Source organism: Sinorhizobium sp. 22678, from assembly GCF_052044265.1.
GTDB lineage: Bacteria > Pseudomonadota > Alphaproteobacteria > Rhizobiales > Rhizobiaceae > Sinorhizobium > Sinorhizobium meliloti_A.
Genome location: NZ_JBQEMS010000010.1, coordinates 22,867 through 40,286 on the forward strand (window position 1 = coordinate 22,867; position 17,420 = coordinate 40,286).

The 17,420-nt window shown below is 60.5% G+C and carries 16 protein-coding genes, 1 tRNA gene and 1 pseudogene; 9 read left to right on the plus strand and 9 right to left on the minus strand.

Translation table 11 applies throughout. The features are described from left to right. Positions 1 to 66: 66 nt before the first annotated feature. The 5 genes and pseudogenes from ACTJKL_RS16325 to ACTJKL_RS16345 all read left to right on the plus strand — a co-directional run bounded on the left by ACTJKL_RS16325 (position 67) and on the right by ACTJKL_RS16345 (position 3,918). Positions 67 to 1,107 carry a cysteine synthase A gene (locus ACTJKL_RS16325; RefSeq protein ID WP_026168589.1) on the plus strand — a complete coding sequence of 347 codons (1,041 nt, stop codon included), beginning with the start codon at positions 67 to 69 and terminating at the stop codon, positions 1,105 to 1,107. Between the two features lie 7 nt (positions 1,108 to 1,114). Beyond that, complete coding sequence (locus tag ACTJKL_RS16330; RefSeq protein ID WP_440853313.1) at positions 1,115 to 1,864, plus strand: alanyl-tRNA editing protein; 750 nt, start codon at positions 1,115 to 1,117, stop codon at positions 1,862 to 1,864. 52 nt (positions 1,865 to 1,916) lie between these two features. Beyond that, positions 1,917 to 2,780, plus strand: a complete 864-nt coding sequence (gene sseA, locus ACTJKL_RS16335; protein ID WP_440853314.1) for a 3-mercaptopyruvate sulfurtransferase — start codon at positions 1,917 to 1,919, stop codon at positions 2,778 to 2,780. A 5-nt stretch (positions 2,781 to 2,785) separates the two neighbouring features. Next, positions 2,786 to 3,349, plus strand: a complete 564-nt coding sequence (locus tag ACTJKL_RS16340; protein ID WP_440853315.1) for a GNAT family N-acetyltransferase — start codon at positions 2,786 to 2,788, stop codon at positions 3,347 to 3,349. A gap of 102 nt (positions 3,350 to 3,451) precedes the next feature. Then, a pseudogene (locus ACTJKL_RS16345) lies at positions 3,452 to 3,918 on the plus strand (DUF1203 domain-containing protein). 41 nt (positions 3,919 to 3,959) lie between these two features. On the opposite strand, the gene ald reads toward ACTJKL_RS16345, so the two are convergent. Beyond that, a complete protein-coding gene (gene ald / locus ACTJKL_RS16350; protein ID WP_100674253.1) occupies positions 3,960 to 5,078 on the minus strand; it encodes an alanine dehydrogenase in 1,119 nt (372 codons plus the stop codon). A 158-nt stretch (positions 5,079 to 5,236) separates the two neighbouring features. Between ald and ACTJKL_RS16355 the strand changes: the two genes are divergently transcribed. Together ACTJKL_RS16355 and ACTJKL_RS16360 are read left to right on the plus strand one after the other, a co-directional pair. Beyond that, complete coding sequence (locus ACTJKL_RS16355; protein WP_018094938.1) at positions 5,237 to 5,698, plus strand: Lrp/AsnC family transcriptional regulator; 462 nt, start codon at positions 5,237 to 5,239, stop codon at positions 5,696 to 5,698. A 119-nt stretch (positions 5,699 to 5,817) separates the two neighbouring features. Continuing rightward, on the plus strand, positions 5,818 to 7,791 hold the full coding sequence (locus ACTJKL_RS16360) for a bifunctional 2',3'-cyclic-nucleotide 2'-phosphodiesterase/3'-nucleotidase (protein WP_440853316.1): 1,974 nt from the start codon (positions 5,818 to 5,820) through the stop codon (positions 7,789 to 7,791). 94 nt (positions 7,792 to 7,885) lie between these two features. Here the strand turns inward: ACTJKL_RS16360 and ACTJKL_RS16365 are convergent, their stop codons facing one another. Further along, complete coding sequence (locus tag ACTJKL_RS16365; protein WP_100674251.1) at positions 7,886 to 8,206, minus strand: HlyU family transcriptional regulator; 321 nt, start codon at positions 8,204 to 8,206, stop codon at positions 7,886 to 7,888. 76 nt (positions 8,207 to 8,282) lie between these two features. Continuing rightward, positions 8,283 to 9,530 carry a threonine ammonia-lyase gene (ilvA, locus tag ACTJKL_RS16370; protein ID WP_100674250.1) on the minus strand — a complete coding sequence of 416 codons (1,248 nt, stop codon included), beginning with the start codon at positions 9,528 to 9,530 and terminating at the stop codon, positions 8,283 to 8,285. Positions 9,531 to 9,690: 160 nt separating this feature from the next. On the opposite strand from ilvA, the gene ACTJKL_RS16375 reads away from it, so the two are divergent. Together ACTJKL_RS16375 and ACTJKL_RS16380 are read left to right on the plus strand one after the other, a co-directional pair. After that, positions 9,691 to 11,145, plus strand: a complete 1,455-nt coding sequence (locus tag ACTJKL_RS16375) for a TrkH family potassium uptake protein (protein ID WP_100674319.1) — start codon at positions 9,691 to 9,693, stop codon at positions 11,143 to 11,145. 85 nt (positions 11,146 to 11,230) lie between these two features. After that, entirely contained in the window at positions 11,231 to 11,821 is a 591-nt protein-coding gene (locus ACTJKL_RS16380) for a hypothetical protein (RefSeq protein WP_100674249.1), read from the plus strand. Between the two features lie 876 nt (positions 11,822 to 12,697). Here the strand turns inward: ACTJKL_RS16380 and ACTJKL_RS16385 are convergent. The 6 genes from ACTJKL_RS16385 to ACTJKL_RS16410 form a co-directional block, all read right to left on the minus strand. Beyond that, positions 12,698 to 13,399, minus strand: a complete 702-nt coding sequence (locus ACTJKL_RS16385; RefSeq protein ID WP_440853317.1) for a DUF4238 domain-containing protein — start codon at positions 13,397 to 13,399, stop codon at positions 12,698 to 12,700. Positions 13,400 to 13,710: 311 nt separating this feature from the next. Next, a complete protein-coding gene (locus ACTJKL_RS16390) occupies positions 13,711 to 13,965 on the minus strand; it encodes a hypothetical protein (protein WP_440853318.1) in 255 nt (84 codons plus the stop codon). A gap of 236 nt (positions 13,966 to 14,201) precedes the next feature. Beyond that, positions 14,202 to 14,290, minus strand: a tRNA-Leu gene (locus ACTJKL_RS16395). A gap of 40 nt (positions 14,291 to 14,330) precedes the next feature. Continuing rightward, positions 14,331 to 15,116 (minus strand): DUF4145 domain-containing protein, encoded by a 786-nt coding sequence (locus tag ACTJKL_RS16400; RefSeq protein ID WP_440853319.1) that lies wholly within the window; start codon positions 15,114 to 15,116, stop codon positions 14,331 to 14,333. A gap of 67 nt (positions 15,117 to 15,183) precedes the next feature. Further along, positions 15,184 to 16,194, minus strand: coding sequence for a tyrosine-type recombinase/integrase (locus ACTJKL_RS16405; RefSeq protein ID WP_440853320.1), 1,011 nt, complete (start codon positions 16,192 to 16,194; stop codon positions 15,184 to 15,186). Positions 16,195 to 16,232: 38 nt separating this feature from the next. Further along, positions 16,233 to 16,595, minus strand: coding sequence for a winged helix DNA-binding protein (locus ACTJKL_RS16410; protein WP_440853321.1), 363 nt, complete (start codon positions 16,593 to 16,595; stop codon positions 16,233 to 16,235). Positions 16,596 to 17,420: the final 825 nt, after the last annotated feature.

A 17,420-nucleotide genomic window follows, 5' to 3' on the forward strand; every position in this document is an offset into this window, starting at 1 on the left:
GCCGTCGACCGAGGTTAGTGCTTGGCTAATGCCGGCACCCGTTCCGTCTAGCGCGAGGTTTTCAAAATGCCTGTTCTTCCGTCCGTGCTCGAAGCAATCGGCAACACGCCGCTGATCCGGCTAAAGGCCGTTTCCGAAGCGACCGGCTGCAACATTCTCGGCAAAGCGGAGTTCCTCAATCCCGGGCAGTCCGTGAAGGACCGGGCGGCGCTTTGGATCATCCGCCAGGCCGAGAAGGCCGGGCAGTTGCGACCGGGCGGCGTGATTGTCGAAGGTACGGCCGGCAATACGGGGATCGGCCTTGCCGTTGTGGGCAGCGCACTCGGATACCGCACCGTTATCGTCATCCCCGAAACCCAGAGCCAGGAAAAGAAGGACGCGCTGCGCCTGCTTGGGGCCGAACTGGTCGAAGTTCCAGCTGTGCCTTACAAGAATCCCAACAACTACGTGAAGATCTCCGGCCGGTTGGCGGCCCAACTCGCCGAAACAGAGCCCAACGGCGCCATCTGGGCGAACCAGTTCGATAATGTCGCCAACCGGCAAGCGCATGTCGACACGACGGCGCCTGAAATCTGGCGGGACACCGACGGCAAGGTCGACGGCTTCATCTGCGCCGTCGGCTCCGGCGGCACGCTTGCCGGTGTGGCGGAAGGTTTGCGCGCCCGCAATGCGGCGATCAAGATCGGCATCGCCGACCCGGAAGGGGCGGCACTCTACAATTTTTATGCCCATGGCGAGCTCAAGTCGAGCGGCAGCTCGATCACCGAAGGCATCGGTCAGGGCCGAATCACCGCCAACCTCGAAGGCTTCACGCCGGACTTCGCCTACCAGATTCCCGATGCTGAAGCGGTACCCTACGTGTTCGATCTCATCGAACAGGAAGGTATCTGCGTCGGCGGCTCGACCGGCATCAACATCGCCGGAGCCGTGCGGCTTGCCCGTGACCTCGGGCCGGGACACACGGTCGTGACGATCCTCTGCGACTATGGTAACCGCTATCAGTCGAAGCTCTTCAATCCGGACTTCCTGACCTCCAAGGGCTTGCCGGTTCCGGACTGGCTGAAGACGACCTCGAACATAGCAGTGCCATACGAACCCGCTGGATAGGATTGCCATGACCGGAACCGTCACCGCCCTCTTCCGAGACGATTTTTACCTCTCGACCTGCGAAGCACGTGTGACGGCAATCCTGGAAGGCGGCGGCATCCAGCTGGATCAGACCTGCTTTTATGCGACATCCGGCGGGCAACCGGGAGACACGGGTTTTCTCGAGCGTGAGGACGGCAGCCGCATCGACATCGTCGAAACCCGGCACGGCGCGACCAAGGACGTCATCGCTCACATGCCTGCCGGCGGCGCGCCCACGCCGGCGGTCGGCGAGAAGCTCGTGCTGCACATCGACTGGCCGCGCCGCTACCGGCTGATGCGCATGCACACGGCCTGCCATCTGCTGTCGGTCGTCTGCCCCTTCCCGATCACCGGCGCAGCCGTGGGCGAGGAGGAAAGCCGTGTGGACTTCGATATGAGCGAAACGATCGACAAGGACGAGGTCACGGCAGCGCTGATGAAACTCGTCGAAGAGAACCATCCGGTCTACTTGCAGTGGATCACCGACGAGGAGCTGGCCGCCAATCCGGGCATTGTCAAGTCGAAGAACGTCCGCCCGCCGATGGGGCTTGGCCGGGTCAGTCTCGTCTGCATCGGCGAGAATTCATCGATCGACAGCCAGCCCTGCGGCGGAACGCATGTTTCCGAGACGCAGGAAGTGGGCGCGATCCACATTGCCAAGATCGAGAAGAAGGGCAAGGAAAACAGGCGTTTCCGTATACGCTTCGCGACGCCCGAAGATGGGGTTGCAGTTTAGTGCGGCCAGGGAAATTGTTCTTTCACATGAGAAAGCCAGTGGAGTGACGACGATGAATGGTGATAACGAAAACAAGAGCCGCTTTGTCGTTTCTGCGGATTGGCTTGAACAGCGCCTCGATGATCCGTCGGTCAAGATAGTCGATGCCTCCTGGTATCTGCCGGCGCAGAACCGCGACGGGCAAGCCGAATACGCCGCCGCGCACATTCCCGGGGCGGTCTTCTTCGATCAGGACGCGATCGCCGATCGGTCGAGCGCGCTGCCGCACACCCTGCCCTCCCCCGTGGCATTCGCCAACGCCGTGGGCGCAATGGGAATCAGCGAGAACGACACGATCGTCGTCTACGACGGCCCGGGGATTTTCACCGCTCCGAGAGTCTGGTGGATGTTCCGAATCATGGGCGCCAAAAACGTCTTCGTTCTCGATGGCGGAATGGACAGCTGGAAAGCGGACGGCCGGCCGACGACGACCGAGGTCCCGAAATTCAGCCCGCAGGTTTTCAACGCAGTCTTCAACCCGAACGCGGTCACCTCGTTCGAGCGCATGAGAGATGTGGTCGAGCACCGGCTCTCGCAGATTGCCGATGCGCGCAGCGCCGGGCGCTTTGCCGGAGAGGAACCGGAACCGCGGGCAGGCATGCGGTCGGGGCATATGCCGGGTGCAAGGAGCCTCCCTTCGGGCGTATTCTCCGAGAAGGGCAGGTTCAAGGATCTCGATGCTCTGCGCCGGACTTTTGCGGATGCCGGCATCGATCTGACGAAGCCGGTCGTCACGAGCTGCGGCTCCGGCATTACCGCCGCCATCATCACGCTTGCGCTTCAATCCTTGGGACATGAGGACAATACGCTTTATGATGGCTCCTGGTCGGAATGGGGTAGCCGGCCGGATACTCCGGTTGCAATCGGTAAAGAGTGAGAGCCATGCCAAGGTCAAAGCCTGCCGCGATCACGGCGCACGTGACCGAACTCGAAATGACGTCGCCGCCGAAGCAAAGTCTGCCGATGCCGATCAACATCCATACGGCGATCCTGCGCGTTTCGGATATTCCCCTCGCCTATTACCGCTTTCTCTATCTGCGTGTCGGAAAGCGCTGGCACTGGGCGGAGCGCCTGCGCATGAGCGACGACGATCTGGCGGCTATCCTCCACGACAAGCGAACGACGGTCATGGTCCTCTATGTGGACGGTGCGCCGGCCGGTTTCTTCGAATTCCGGCAACTCGACGATGACCTCATCGACCTCACCCATTTCGGGCTCATGGAGCACGCGCTCGGCCTGGGACTCGGTAAGTGGTTTTTGCTGCAGACATTGTTTGCGGCCTGGGCCATGAACCCGCGCAAGGTCACGGTCACGACGAACAATCTCGATCACCCCCGGGCGCTGCAGCTTTACCAGCAGTTCGGCTTTTCTCCGGTCGCGACGCGGGAGACGGTGGTCGAGCCGCTGAGCGACGAGGAACTTCTCACCTTCGCGAAGAAGCTCTGAACGGCTTCAGGATCTTAGATCTAAGTTCGGCAAGTATCGGGTGTCGTTCCCTGACGCCGGTGCGCATCTTTCTCCTGAATTCAGCCAATCGGGAGAAGCGCCATGAAACTCAATTACGTTGCAATGCCCGTCGAAGAGGCGGAACGGCTAAGGCAAGGCGGGCGGGATGCCTATGGCCACCGGCCCGAGCGGCGCATTTCGGACGGCGACGGCGTGCCGTGCCGGCACTGTCTTCGTAATGTCGATGAAGCCAGCCTTATCTCGTTCTGGCCTACCGGCCGTTTTCGTCGGTCCAGGCCTATGCCGAAACGGGACCGATCTTCATGCATGCCGAAAATTGCGCGGTTCACGACGGAGCCTCCGTGCCGCCGATTCTCGCGTCCAGCAAGAGCTATCTTCTGCGTGGCTACGGGAGTGATGAGCGCATCGTCTACGGTACCGGCGGAGCCATCGATGCCGAGTACCTCGAGCAGCGGGCCGAGGAATTGCTGGCACGGCCGGACGTCGCCTTCGTGCATGTTCGCTCGGGAAAATACAACTGCTACCAGTGCCGCATCGAAGCGGCCTGAGTGGGAGCCCGGCGCTTGACGGCGCCGGGCGGTTCAGCGTGTCAGGCGACGTGAAGGACGGCCTCGGGAGCGTGGGCGTCGTAGCCGAGCGCTTCGGCCACGGCCGCGTTGGTTACGCGGCCTCGGTGGACATTGAGGCCGGCGCGCAGATGCCGGTCCTCGGCAATCGCCTTGAGGCCGCGGTCGGCGAGCTGAAGTCCGTATTGGAGCGTCGCATTGTTGAGGGCGTGCGCCGACGTGATCGGCACGGCCCCCGGCATGTTCGCGACGCAGTAGTGCACGATGCCGTCGACCTCATAGGTTGGTTCGGAGTGCGTCGTCGCATGCGACGTCTCGAAGCAGCCGCCCTGATCGATCGCGACATCGACAATGACAGCGCCTTTTTTCATGGCGGACAGCATTTCGCGCGTGACGAGCTTCGGCGCAGCAGCGCCGGGAATGAGCACGGCTCCGATGACCATGTCGGCGGAGAAGACTTCCTCTTCCAAGGCATCGATCGTCGAATAGCGCGTATGGACACGGCCGTTGAAGATATCGTCGAGTTGGCGTAGACGCGGCAGGGACCGGTCCAGGATCGAAACGTCGGCCCCGAGACCCGCAGCCATCTTGGCAGCATGCAGGCCGACGACGCCGCCACCGATGATCGCGACCTTGGCCGGAAGGACGCCCGGTACGCCGCCGAGCAGGATTCCGCGGCCTCCATTTGCCTTCTGGAGCGAGGTCGCGCCCGCCTGGATCGCCAGCCGTCCCGCGACCTCGGACATCGGCGCAAGCAGCGGCAACCCGCCGCGCTCATCCGTCACGGTCTCGTAGGCGACCGCCGTGACGCCGGACTTGAGAAGTCCCTGGGTCTGTTCCGGGTCCGGTGCGAGATGAAGATAGGTATAGAGAATCTGGCCTTCGCGCAGTTGCGCCCATTCGGAGGGCTGCGGCTCCTTGACCTTGACGATCATATCCGCCTTTTCGAAGACTTCCCTGGCTGTCGGTACGATCCTCGCACCGGCTGCGCGATAGGAGTCGTCATCCGCCCCGATCCCCGCCCCGGCCTTTGTTTCCACGATGACCTCGTGGCCGTGGGCTACATATTCCCGTACTGATCCGGGCGTAAGGCCGACACGGTATTCATGGTTTTTGATTTCCTTCGGGCAACCGACACGCATCTTTGCGTTCCTCTCCTATCTGTGGGCTTTTTTGCCGCGCTGATGAGGGGTCCAGCAAAGCAGATGGCATTCCGAATGTCCTTGCAAAGACGTGCTCGTCCATGCATTGCTTTCGGGAGTTATTGCGCAAAACAGCGACTATTCGAAAGAAGATACGAATGGCTGGCTTGGATGCTATCGATCGTTCGATTCTGCGCATTCTGCAGCAGGATGGCCGAATCTCGAACGCCGACCTCGCAGGGAGGGTCGGCCTCTCGCCGTCCGCCTGTTCGCGGCGGGTCGATATCCTCGAAAAGTCCGGGACGATCGCCGGTTACCATGCGCGTATCGCCCACAAGGCGCTCGACTACAAGATCATGGTCATCGTGCACATTTCGCTCTCCGGGCAGTTCGCCAAGACGCTTGCGGAGTTCGAAGCCGCGGTGAAGCTCTGCCCCAATGTGCTCGTTTGTTACCTGATGTCCGGGGAATACGACTATATCCTGCGCGTGGCAGCGAAGGATCTGGAGGACTATGAACGCATCCACCGCGACTGGCTTTCGGCGCTGCCGCATGTGGTAAAGATCAATTCGAGTTTTTCGCTGCGCGAGGTCATCGACCGCCCCAATGTCGGCATCTGAGACCGTGATCCGCCGAGACGCGGCGGTAACCCCGTCTGCAAAAATCAGCCGCTTTGCGTAGCCGGGCCATTCCGCCATAGTTGCGCTTATCTGAACGCGCTTTCGAGGGGAGATCACCGATGACCGTTTTGCATCCCATTTCGCGCCGGACCCTGCTCGGCGGTCTTGCCGCCACGTCGGCATGTGTCGTGCTGCATCCCTTCGCGACCCGCGCGGCTGCGAACCAGGCGCATCTCAGGATCATGGAAACCACGGACCTGCACGTCCATGTCTTTCCCTACGATTACTATGCCGACAAGCCGAACGACACGCTCGGCCTGGCGCGCACCGCTTCGATCGTCGACGCCATCCGCGCCGAGGCGACGAACGCGATCCTCGTCGACAATGGCGATTTTCTTCAGGGCAATCCGATGGGCGATTACATCGCCTACAAGCGCGGCATGAAGGAAGGCGACATGCATCCGGTCATCGCCGCGATGAACGTACTCGGCTACGACTGCGGCACGCTGGGCAATCACGAGTTCAATTACGGCCTGGACTTCATGTTCAATGTGATCAACGGCGCAAACTTTCCGATCGTCTGCGCCAATCTGACCAATGGCGCCATGGCCGCCGCCCCGCGCCAGGACAAGCTCTTCCTCAAGCCCTATGTGATCCTCGACCGGAAAGTGAAGGACGGGGCCGGTCAGGAACACCCGATCCGCATCGGCCTCATCGGGTTCGTGCCGCCGCAGATCATGACCTGGGACGCCAAGAACCTGGAAGGCAAGGCGAATGCGCGCGACATCGTCAAGACCGCGCAAGCCTGGGTGCCGCAGATGCGTGAGGAAGGTGCCGACATCGTCATCGCTCTGTCCCATTCCGGCATAGGGCAGCAGGCCTATGCCGAAAATCTCGAAAACGCGTCCGTACCCCTGGCGGCAATCGAGGGTATCGACGCCATCGTCACCGGCCACAGCCACCTCGATTTTCCGGGACCCAAGTTCGACGGAACTCCGGGCGTCGACAATGCCAAAGGGTTGATTTCCGGAAAGCCCGGCGTCATGGGCGGCTTCTGGGGATCGCATCTCGGCCTCATCGATCTCCTGCTCGAACGCGACGGGGGTGAGTGGCGTGTGATCGGTTCGACAAGCGAGGCGCGGCCCATCTTTCGCCGGGAAGAAAAGAAGGTGATCGCCGAGGTCGGCGACAAGCCGGAAGTGCTGGCAGCCGCGCAGAAGGACCACGAAGCGACGCTCGCCTATGTCCGCACCCCCGTCGGCAAAACGTCGGCCCCGCTCTACTCCTATTTCGCGCTCGTCGCGGACGATCCGTCGGTGCAGATCGTGAGCCAGGCCCAGACCTGGTATATCCGCGACATGCTCAAGGACACCGAGCACCGCGACCTGCCGGTCCTCTCCGCCGCGGCGCCGTTCAAGGCCGGCGGGCGCGGCGGCGCCGAGTACTATACGGACGTTCCAGCGGGCGACATCGCCATCAAGAACGTTGCCGACCTCTATCTCTATCCGAATACGGTGCAGGCGGTCGTCATCACCGGCGACGAGGTGCGCAACTGGCTCGAAATGTCCGCCGGCATCTTCAACCGGATTGCGCCGGGATCAGCCGATGCAAGCCTGATCAATGGCGACTTCCCTTCCTATAACTTCGACGTGATCGACGGGGTCACCTACCAGATCGACCTCTCGCAGCCTGCGAAATACAACAAGGACGGCAACGTGGCGAACCCGGCGGCCAGCCGCATCCGCGACCTGAAATACGATGGCAAGCCGATAGATCCCAAGCAGAGATTTGTCGTAGCGACCAACAACTACCGTGCCGGCGGCGGCGGCAATTTTCCGGGCATCGCCGGCGACAAGGTCGTCTTCGTCGCGCCCGACACCAACCGTGACGTCATCGTGCGCTACATCGTCGAACAGGGAACGATCAACCCCTCCGCGGACGCCAACTGGACATTCGCGCCGCAGAAGGACACGAGCGTGCTGTTCGATAGCGGCCCGAAGGCGCGTCGATTCCTGGCGGAGGTCAAGGCGGTGAAGATCGAGGATGCAGGCGACGGCAGCGACGGTTTCGCCCGGTTCAGGATCAAGCTTTGACTCCCGATGCGGGCGGAGAGCCGAACATGCTTTTCCTCGTCCGGCTCGGCTTGTTTGATTGCCTGGCCCCTGTGCTCGTCACAGGTACCGGACGTCAGACTGGCCGGGACTGAGCGTCGTCGGCAAAAAGGGCCGCGCGCTGCTCGTCGATGATCTGCCGTCCCTTGCGCAACGCCGAGTCGATGGCGTCCTGCTCGGAGGTGAAGAGATCTGCCCGGATGAAGCTGCGGACTTTCGTTGCACCGTCAGGCATCGACTTTTCGATACTGCCGGCAAGCCGGTACTGCGACCCCTCCCGCTGAGGCGTCGCGCGGATTACGCAATCCGCATAGTTCTCGGACTTGCCTGCCGCAGGCTGCGCCTGCGTTTCAGAGCCGCCGGAGCGACCGAATAATTTCGAGAAAAACGATGCCATGTCTCACAGTTAGCTGTGCTCGCCGGCCCTGTCAAAGCGAAAATTGGTGAACCGGCGCCGGTCACGTGCCGCCTTCTCAAATGACGAAGTTGGCCAGCATCTCGTTCTCGGTGATATCCTGGTAGCGCAGTCCCGCTGCATCGAAACGCTGTTTGAGGACCGGAAAATTCTCGGCGTGCTTCGTCTCGATACCGATAAGCACGGAGCCGAAGTTTCGGGCCGATTTTTTCAGATATTCGAACCGGGCGATGTCGTCCTCCTCGCCCAGGAGACCGAGGAAATCGCGAAGCGCGCCCGGGCGCTGCGCCATCCGCAGGATAAAGTATTTCTTGAGCCCCGCATGGCGCATGGCCCGCTCCTTCACGTCCGGCAGACGCTCGAAGTCGAAATTGCCTCCGGAAACGACCGCTACGACGATCTTGCCTTCGAGACTGTCGCGGCCAAGCGCTTCCAGTGCGGTGACTGAAAGCGCGCCGGCGGGTTCGAGAACCACGCCCTCGACATTCAGCATTTCGGTGATCGTCAGGCAGATCGCATTCTCCGGCAGCAGCAACACCTGCTCCGGCGAAAATCTCCGGAGCGCAGCAAAGTTCAGGTCGCCGATCCGTGCGACTGCCGCGCCGTCGACGAAATTGTCCACCTGGTCGAGCGTAACGACGCTGCCGAGTTCCAGGCTGCGCCTGAAGCTCGGCGCCCCCTCCGGTTCACAGAACAGAAAGCGATCGGCCGAGAGGCTGTCGCCCAAATAGCCGGTCACGCCCGCGGCCAGGCCGCCCCCGCCGACGGGCAGGACGACGAGATCGGCGACGAGGCCGGCAGGCAATTGTTCGGCTATCTCCGCTGCAACCGTGGCCTGGCCTTCGATGATATCCTCATGGTCGAAGGGCGGCACCATGACGCCGCCGATCGCTTCCACATGCTCGCGCGCCGCCTTGTAGCATTGATCGAATATATCGCCGACGAGGCGGATCGTGATGAATTCGGCCCCGAACATTCGCGTCTTGTCGATCTTCTGCTGGGGCGTCGTCACGGGCATGAAGACGACGCCGGGAACGCCGAAGTGACGGCAGACGAAGGCAAAGCCCTGAGCGTGATTGCCTGCGGACGCGCAAACGAAGGTCTTCCCGGCCGCTCCGGAGCCGAGCGACTTGCGGAAGAAATTGAAGGCGCCGCGGATCTTGTAGGAGCGCACCGGCGAAAGGTCCTCGCGCTTCAGGAAGACGGTCGCCCCATAGCGCGCGCTCAGGTGCTCGTTGAGCTGAAGCGGCGTCGGCGGAAAGATTTCGCGCATTGCCGCTGCCGCTTTTTCAACATCCTGCTTCATCACGTGACTTCACCCGTTGAGTTTGCCGATTGCAGTCGCTATTGCACATTGCCGCGCCGGAGACCATCGATTTGACACGAATCAGTCACGCACGGCACTATCGCGCCCGCTTCGGGCGATCGCCGGCCCACCGACAAACCGCTTGCAGGAAATCAAGAGCTTGAACGCGAATCTGATCCGGCATGCTGTCCATCTCGCGGCGATCCTGGGGCTCTATCTCTCCGGCGCGATGCTGATTCCGGCTCTGGTCGATCTCTATTACGGCCACGCGGACTGGCAGGTCTTCGCCGTGACGGCCTTCATGACGGGCGCAATCTCGTCGACGACGTTCATGGCGACACGCGCAGGTCCTCCGCCCTTCTCGAAGAAATTCGGCTTCCTGGTGGTGAACATCCTGTGGATCGTGTTTTCGATCGTCGGCGCCATTCCACTCTGGCTTTCCTCGGTGAATCTGGATTTCGCCCAGGCCCTGTTCGAGTCCGTGTCGGCGGTAACAACGACCGGCTCGACCGTAATCGTCGGGCTCGATGACGCGCCGCCCGGCCTCCTGCTCTGGCGGTCGCTCCTGAGCTGGTTCGGCGGCATAGGCATCGTCGTTCTCGGCCTGTTCATCATTCCCTATCTGCGTGTCGGCGGCATGTCCTTCTTCAAGATGGAATCCTCCGACACCAGCGACAAACCCTTTGCCCGGCTCGCAAGCTTCGGCCGCGCCTTCCTCGTCGTATACGTATCGATAACTCTGCTGTGCGCGATCAGCTACGCCATGCTCGGGATGAACAGGTTCGACGCGATCAACCACGCGATGACGACCGTCGCGACAGGCGGCTTTTCGACTCACGATGCGTCATTCGGCTACTTTTCCAGCATTCCCCTGCTCTGGGTCAGCACGTTCTTCATGACCCTCTGCAGCCTGCCCTTCTCCATCCTGATCGTGCTCGTCGTGCGCGGACGGCTGGACGCGCTCCGCGATCCTCAGATCATCGTATTTCTGGGCTATCTCACGGCATTCTCGGTTGCGGTTGCCGCCTATCACCGGCTCGCCAACGGTGTCGAATTCCACCTGGCGCTTACCTATGCCTTCTTCAATATCACGTCGATACTGTCGACCACGGGCTATGCGAGCGAAGACTACAGCCTTTGGGGACCGTTCGCGGTCATGGTCGCGTTCATATGCACCTTCATCGGCGGTTGTTCGGGCTCGACGGCGGGCGGCATGAAGGCCTATAGGTTCGTCGTGCTCTTCAACGCCATTCGGTCTGCCCTGAACAAGCTCGTCTACCCGAATGCGATTTATGCGGTCCGGTACGGGAAGAATACGGTCGACGCGGACGTGCAGCGCGCCATCCTGCTGTTCTTCATCACCTATATCCTGCTCTGGGTCTTCGGCAGCCTGGTCATGGGCGCCCTTGGCTATGATCTCGTCACGGCCGTGTCGGCCGTGATCACGTGCCTCTCCAATGTCGGCCCCGGCCTCGGCAGCCTTATCGGCCCTGCGGGCAATTTCTCGACACTCCAGGATCCCGAGCTCTATCTGCTGTCGCTGATGATGCTGCTCGGGCGTCTGGAGGTCCTGACCGTCCTCGTCGTGCTCACTCCGATCTTCTGGAAGCAGTAACGGCCGCCGCCCGCTTCAGCCTTGCCTTGACTTGGGGTGCCAAATACCGAAAGCTCAGAGCGATCGGGCATTCTGGAAAAGCGCGATGCCGAAATACCTGCTCCTGCTGGCGGCCCTCACGAACGCCACCGTCATGCTTGCCGACACGCAGGCAGAGGCGGGTCCGCTTGCCGACGCTGCGGCGAAGGCCGAACAGCAGGCGAGCTCCGGCGATGCCGCCGGCGCGCAGGAAACCTTGCGCAAGGCCGTGGGCGACTTTTCGCAGACCCTTCCCTTCGCCATCGGCAAGGCGGTTTTCGTCACAGAAGCACCGGCGGGCTTTGCAATGTACGAGCCCCGGCCCGACCCGGTATTCGAAGCCGGCGAAACGCTCATATCCTATGTGGAGCCCGTGGGACTTACCTGGAAGGAAGCAAGCGACGAGGGCAAGCTCGAGACACGCTTCACGGTCGACTTCGACATCCTGAACCCCAAGGGAGAGGTGCTCGCCAGCCAGAAGGCGTTCGGCGACTTCACCTTCAAGGGCTATCAGCGCAACCAGGAAATCTATGCGACGCTGAGGATCGACGTCGCCGGGGCACCATCCGGGAATTATGTGCTGCGCTACCGCTTCAACGACACCAACAGCGGCAGGAGCGCAAGCGTCGATCAACCATTCGAGATCTCCGGCTCTTGAGAGTTGGCGATCTAAGCCAGTAGCATGCCGGAATCGGAAGGCGGAGCACTTGGCTGGTGGGAGAATCTGGCGGTTCTGGTGCGGACGACGGGACGGACTGCCGGGGCCCGCGGGTGAGTCGCGCGTAGTTTTTGAGTTGGTGGGCAATAGCCCGGTTTTAACCCCGTCTAACCGGCCGCCGCTGATCTCGGCGCGACCGCCCACCATTCCGGAGCCGGAGTCGAAACACCCGTTTCCACCCCATTGCAGCCATCCGAACCTGCTCGCGCCATGGCGCAACTCAGCCCTAAGCGGACGTCTAGAACCAATATTGTTTCATCCGTGTCAGGAAATTGACCGTCGTCACGGGGAAGTCGGAGGCGTCACCGATGACGGAATCGATGCCGCAGCGTGGGCAAAGAGCGGTGCGGTCATCGTCCACCCAATCATCAATCTCGTTAGGTGGGAAGGTTGAGCAGCAGTAGAAGCAGCCACAGAGTGAACTCGTTTCGATTTCCGCTCGATGGTTAGCACTATGCTTGTGCGCTAGGGCGATATCGTCTTCCATAAACTACCATTATTTAAGCGTATTAGGCGTTGTCCAGTGGTGGCTTACTACGGCGCCTCAGCGACATGGCGGCAGTCGGCCCGAAGCGGACCGCCAATTCGTTGCGCGGAGACAGCAGGTTTGCGCCCCCATTCCGGTCATTAGTTGAGCAAAACAGCTTACTCAAAAGCTGCCGTACATTTACCTCGTATGATCGAGCCATTTTTAGCGGTTTGTGCTTTCGAGCAGCTTGTCGATATCTGTACCTAGAGGGATCTCAATCCTAAGCCCTTCTGGTCCGTGCCAAGGCAACATTCCCAATTGCCACATCAACCTTTCGACATGGACGTCTAGTGCGAGAAACTCGTCGAAGGACTCCCACCGTCCGAGCCGCATCCGAAGACGCTCAAGTCGCTCACGAAAGATGGGGAACCACTGCTGCAAACCGACATCTGCAAGCGCAGCCGACAGTTCGCCTTCGGCATCAAAAGGGTCGGCGCCACTCGCGGCGCAATGCCCAAGAAGGTCTGCCGCGAACTGAAGGGCGTAGGACCGCGTTCCATATTCACGCGAACATGGGCGGTGCGCGGCACGAGATGGTTCACGATCTCGGCGGCGTCGGTCGAGTTGACGACGGCGCCGACAGGCTGGGCACGGATACCGGCTAATATTCTGGAAATAGGTGTCTCAATGTCCGTGATGTCGTCATCAAGAGTACGTGCACTATCGGCCGCAGGGTCAGAATAGAAGTACTCCGAAGCACCCACTTCCTTAAGCCGCTTCGGTTCAGGAGCGACGCCACGGGCGAAGACCCAGATTTCTTTGCGCTTCGGCCGAATGCCGAAAGGCTTTTGAAGGAAGCGGGGGAGATAGTGCTGGTTTGGTCCGCTAGACAAGTTCTCACCGGTGGCATCGGGTTCCGAATCTATAAAGTGTACCCGCCGGTCGCGCTTGTCTGCAATTGACCAGCGGCAATCGCAAAGCAGACAGGCGGTACACGGCCCATTTTGGTCATCGCCAACCATGTTCGAGATGACCGCTTTTTGGCGCAAACTAGCATCTAGCACGTGGCGTCAAACCTCAGCAGTCCCCACAGCGGGAGTCTATGTCCGGTGGCGGCTTGCGACAGCGGCCGAGCAGATGATCGTTTCGCCTCCGTAATTATCTTATTATGCTTCCCGGAGCCGAGAAACTGGCCCGGCGCCGCCCCTCTCCTGGAAGAGCCTCCGCGCCGCCATGGCTGACGGAGGTATTTTATGGATCAGCTCTCCTGCATTGAGGCAGCGCTTTCGGCGCAAAAACATTTTCCTCATCTCCCTTGAACGCCGAGGGCGCAAACGCGCCAGGGGGCCGCATGAAGCGATCATCCGCGCCGCCGTCGCTCGAAATGCGAACCGGACGAGGTGACGACCTCGATCTGTCGCGGCGACGTCGATGTGAGCCGAGCGCTTGCCGGCATCGGAAGCATGCCGGTGTGCCCAGCCGCGATGATAGCGTGGCGCCGAATATGGCCGGCGTTTTCGTCGGCCGAACTCGCCAAGCATTCGATATCGACTTTCGAGGCGATCTTGCGAGCCATCACCTCCGAGGATATGGCGCTGGCGTTGGATAGTGCCATGCTCTCGGACGAGGCGGCACGGCCGATGCGCCGCGGCCTCTGCGGGGAGGCGTGGGAAAGGACAAACCGCGCGGGGCCACTACGGCAACGATAGGACCAAATGTAGGGCCAAGCGCGTTTTTGTATTTAGCGACGCGGGCAGTATATTTTCGATTTTCCGAACAAAATCAACGTGGTGCGGACGACGGGAATCGAACCCGTACGGTTTCCCGAGGGATTTTAAGTCCCTAATTTGGTGGTGCGGACGACGGGGGTCGAACCCGTAAGCCTTTGATAAGGCGACGAATTTTAAGTCCGTTGTGTCTACCAGTTTCACCACGTCCGCCTGTCACCGGCCCGGTTTGTCACACGGATTTGTCACAAGATCAAGCCGTTAAGCCGGGCTGCCCATTCTCCTCTATTTGTGGTGTATCCGATTGGTCTGTCTCGCCGGTAGATCGCTGCTTAGCGGCCTTCTGTTGAGAACGTTTGTCTTTGAGAACCTCACGAAGAGAGTTACTCGTTTGCTGCCGCTTCGCGCGTTGAATGTACCAGTCTTGGAACAAAGTCTCGATCAGCTGAATGAGAATTCCAGCCTCTCGCGGAGAGACGTCGACTACCTCATTGACGTTCTTCTCCATGTGGGCGCCAATGTCGCCTACGCTGCGCACAGCTTGGATGTCGTCCCAAAGACCGGGATCGATCCTCTCTTTGATGTAATTCAGCTCCGCGCCCAAGTTGCCGCGCTTGTTCGCCGGAATGTCCCAGAAGTCCCGCACAATGCCCTGTAAGCAGCGTCGCGCCATAGCAGCGCTGGCTCTGCCACTAATCGGTGCTATTAGCTTGGCCTCGCGATAGGTCTGCTGTACTTCGTCAGGGATTTCCTTGGGCAAGGCGAGTAGCGTCGCCTCTGGCAGCAACCTTCTTTCTAAAGTCGTCGAACCTTGTACGATATGAGGTCCGTTCCTACCACCTGCGTCCCAGCTACCCAGTCGCACCTCAATGGTCAGTTCCTTGCATTTCTCATTCGCGCATGAGATGGATGTGACGTTCAAAGCAGGGCGTTGCCCCCGCACACTCCTTCCGTTCAATTGTACAATTGTGCTGCTGTAGTTTTGGCCGGTTATGACCATATGGTGGTGGCAGTAAGGGCATTGCCAGTTTGTCGACACCTGAACGATCTCCTGCTGTTCTCTCCCGAGAACTTACGGAGACCGCCCATAAGTTGCAACTCCGCAGTCAACTCTGGACAATTCGCAGGTTCGGGACCGCAGGTTCCAGAGCCGCCGCGACATCGTCGAGGGCCGAGGGTGACAGCTTCATGTAGCGCTGCGTGACCGACAGGTTGGAGTGATCCATCCAGTCCATGATCCGCTTGGCGTCGATCCCGCGCATCGCCAGACGTGACGCACAGGTGTGGCGGAAGATGTGGAACGGCTGCGTGAACCGGACGTACTTGCCGCCGAGCTTCTCGTAGACCACGTTCAGGTGGCGACGGCATGTGTCGAGGTTCAGATCGCCGAAGGGCCGCGCTGGGTCCTTACCGTCGATGCGGCACTGTGCCAGGACGGCGCGAACCCGAGCGGTCGGCGGGATGTACGAGGTGCGCCCCGACTTCCGGTCACGCAGGATCACATGCTTCGCGGTGATGTCGTCGTAGGTCAGCTTCTTGGCCTCGTTGATGCGGGCCCCGGTGTCGATCAGGAAAGACACCAGCTGCGACAGGCGCTGCCAACCGTGGTGGTCGAGCTGCCGGATGAGCGGGTCCTCTTCGTCGAAGTCGAGGAAGTCGATGCTTCCGACCGACGTCTCCTTGAACTTCTCGATGTACGGGACCTGCGTGATCACGCTCTCATGCACGGCCTTCTTGAGCATGACCTTCACCGCCGACATCTTGCGATTGATCGTGGCGTTATCGTTGCTCAGCTCGGTGCGGAGGTAGTCGACGAAGTCGTAGAGGTCACGCGAGGTGATGTCCTTGATCGGCGTCGTGCGGCCTTTCCAGTCGATGAAGAACTCGGCGTTCCGCGCCAGCTTCTCACCGCTGTTCTTGCCCGACCACCGATCCTTCTTCGTGACCTTCCAGAAATCTTCAAGTGTGCGGAGGGCCGACCCGCGCTGGCCCAGAGTGTCGACCGTGGGCTGGGGGATCGGTTTGCCGAGCTTGGCCGCGAGTAGCGCCTCGCTCTCCCATGTGATGGCCGCTGCTTCCGTCGCGAACGTCGGGCGATAGCGCTTGCCGTTGATCATGAGGTCGGCCTGATAGCCCTTCCCTCTGGGTCTGACTGTCATACTTGTTCGCCTCCCAAGATGCTCACGAGGGTCGCGTAGACGCGCTGGCCCTTCGCTGTAAGTTCGACGCGTTTTGTCCGTCGGTCCATGGCATCCTCGTAGGACCGAAGCAGGTTGTGCCCGGGCTGACCACCACGGTGCGTCTCGCTGAGAGCGGCGACGTTGCGGCTGACGGAGGAAGAGGCCAACCCAGTCGCTTGGATCAGTTCCTTCATCGTTATCCCCGGGCGGTCCACCACCCTGAGGAAGACCATGATAGTCTGGGCCTGTATCTCGGGGTCGAGCTTTCGAAATTCCTCGACCACGGAGATCAACTGCCGCGCGTTCTTCTTGTCGGTTATGCTCACAATGTTGCTCACGTAATGGTGTTCCCTTGGCTCACAAATCCTTCAACCAACTCGCCGGGTGGCTCCGTCTCATGACTATACCGACGGTGTTGCCGCGAGAGGATCTCATCCTCCTCTAATCTCTCCACTCACGCAACGAGTTTCACCACTGGAAAGCCACGTCACGCCATACTTAGTTGATTTAACATCGATATTTTTTAGAAGCGCACAAACAAAATCTCTCCATATGGGGAAAGATATCGCTCCGGAGAGGGGTCCAATCGCACAAAAAATCGAGTCCACCTAACGGGTTACGGGAGGTACACCTCGGTCAGACCCGCGTATCGCTTTGCCATGACTGGAAGTTCCGTGGCACGACCTGACAGGCCACCGGCTGCACCCTGCAGCAAATCACGAGGCACATCGTTGCACCACAGCTTGAACGCAGGGGAATGTTCGAATGATGGTGAGTGAACGAATGAAACCGATGAGCGAACGTGCGCCGTGACCTTTCGATGACTTTGGTCCTGGCTCGGTTCCTGCCCACGGTTCCACTAAGGCAACGATCCGTTCCGGTGATTACGTATCCCCACGCGATCCTAATGAAAACAACACGCTAGGCCATGCGCAGTGACAAATGCTGTGACAATAGCCAGCCGAGAGCGTGAACGAAGGGAGAACGTGGGCGGATCGAGGGGGGTACCGGGGGGTCGCGCCCCATCCGTTGATCTGATTGGGTCGCTCAGAAATTTCCACCAAACATTCCGGCCCTCCGATCCACCTCAGTCGGAACCCTTGGTCGGGAGGAGGCACAGCACTCGGGATGATCTCGGGTGTGACCTGCGAGGTAGGGGGAGG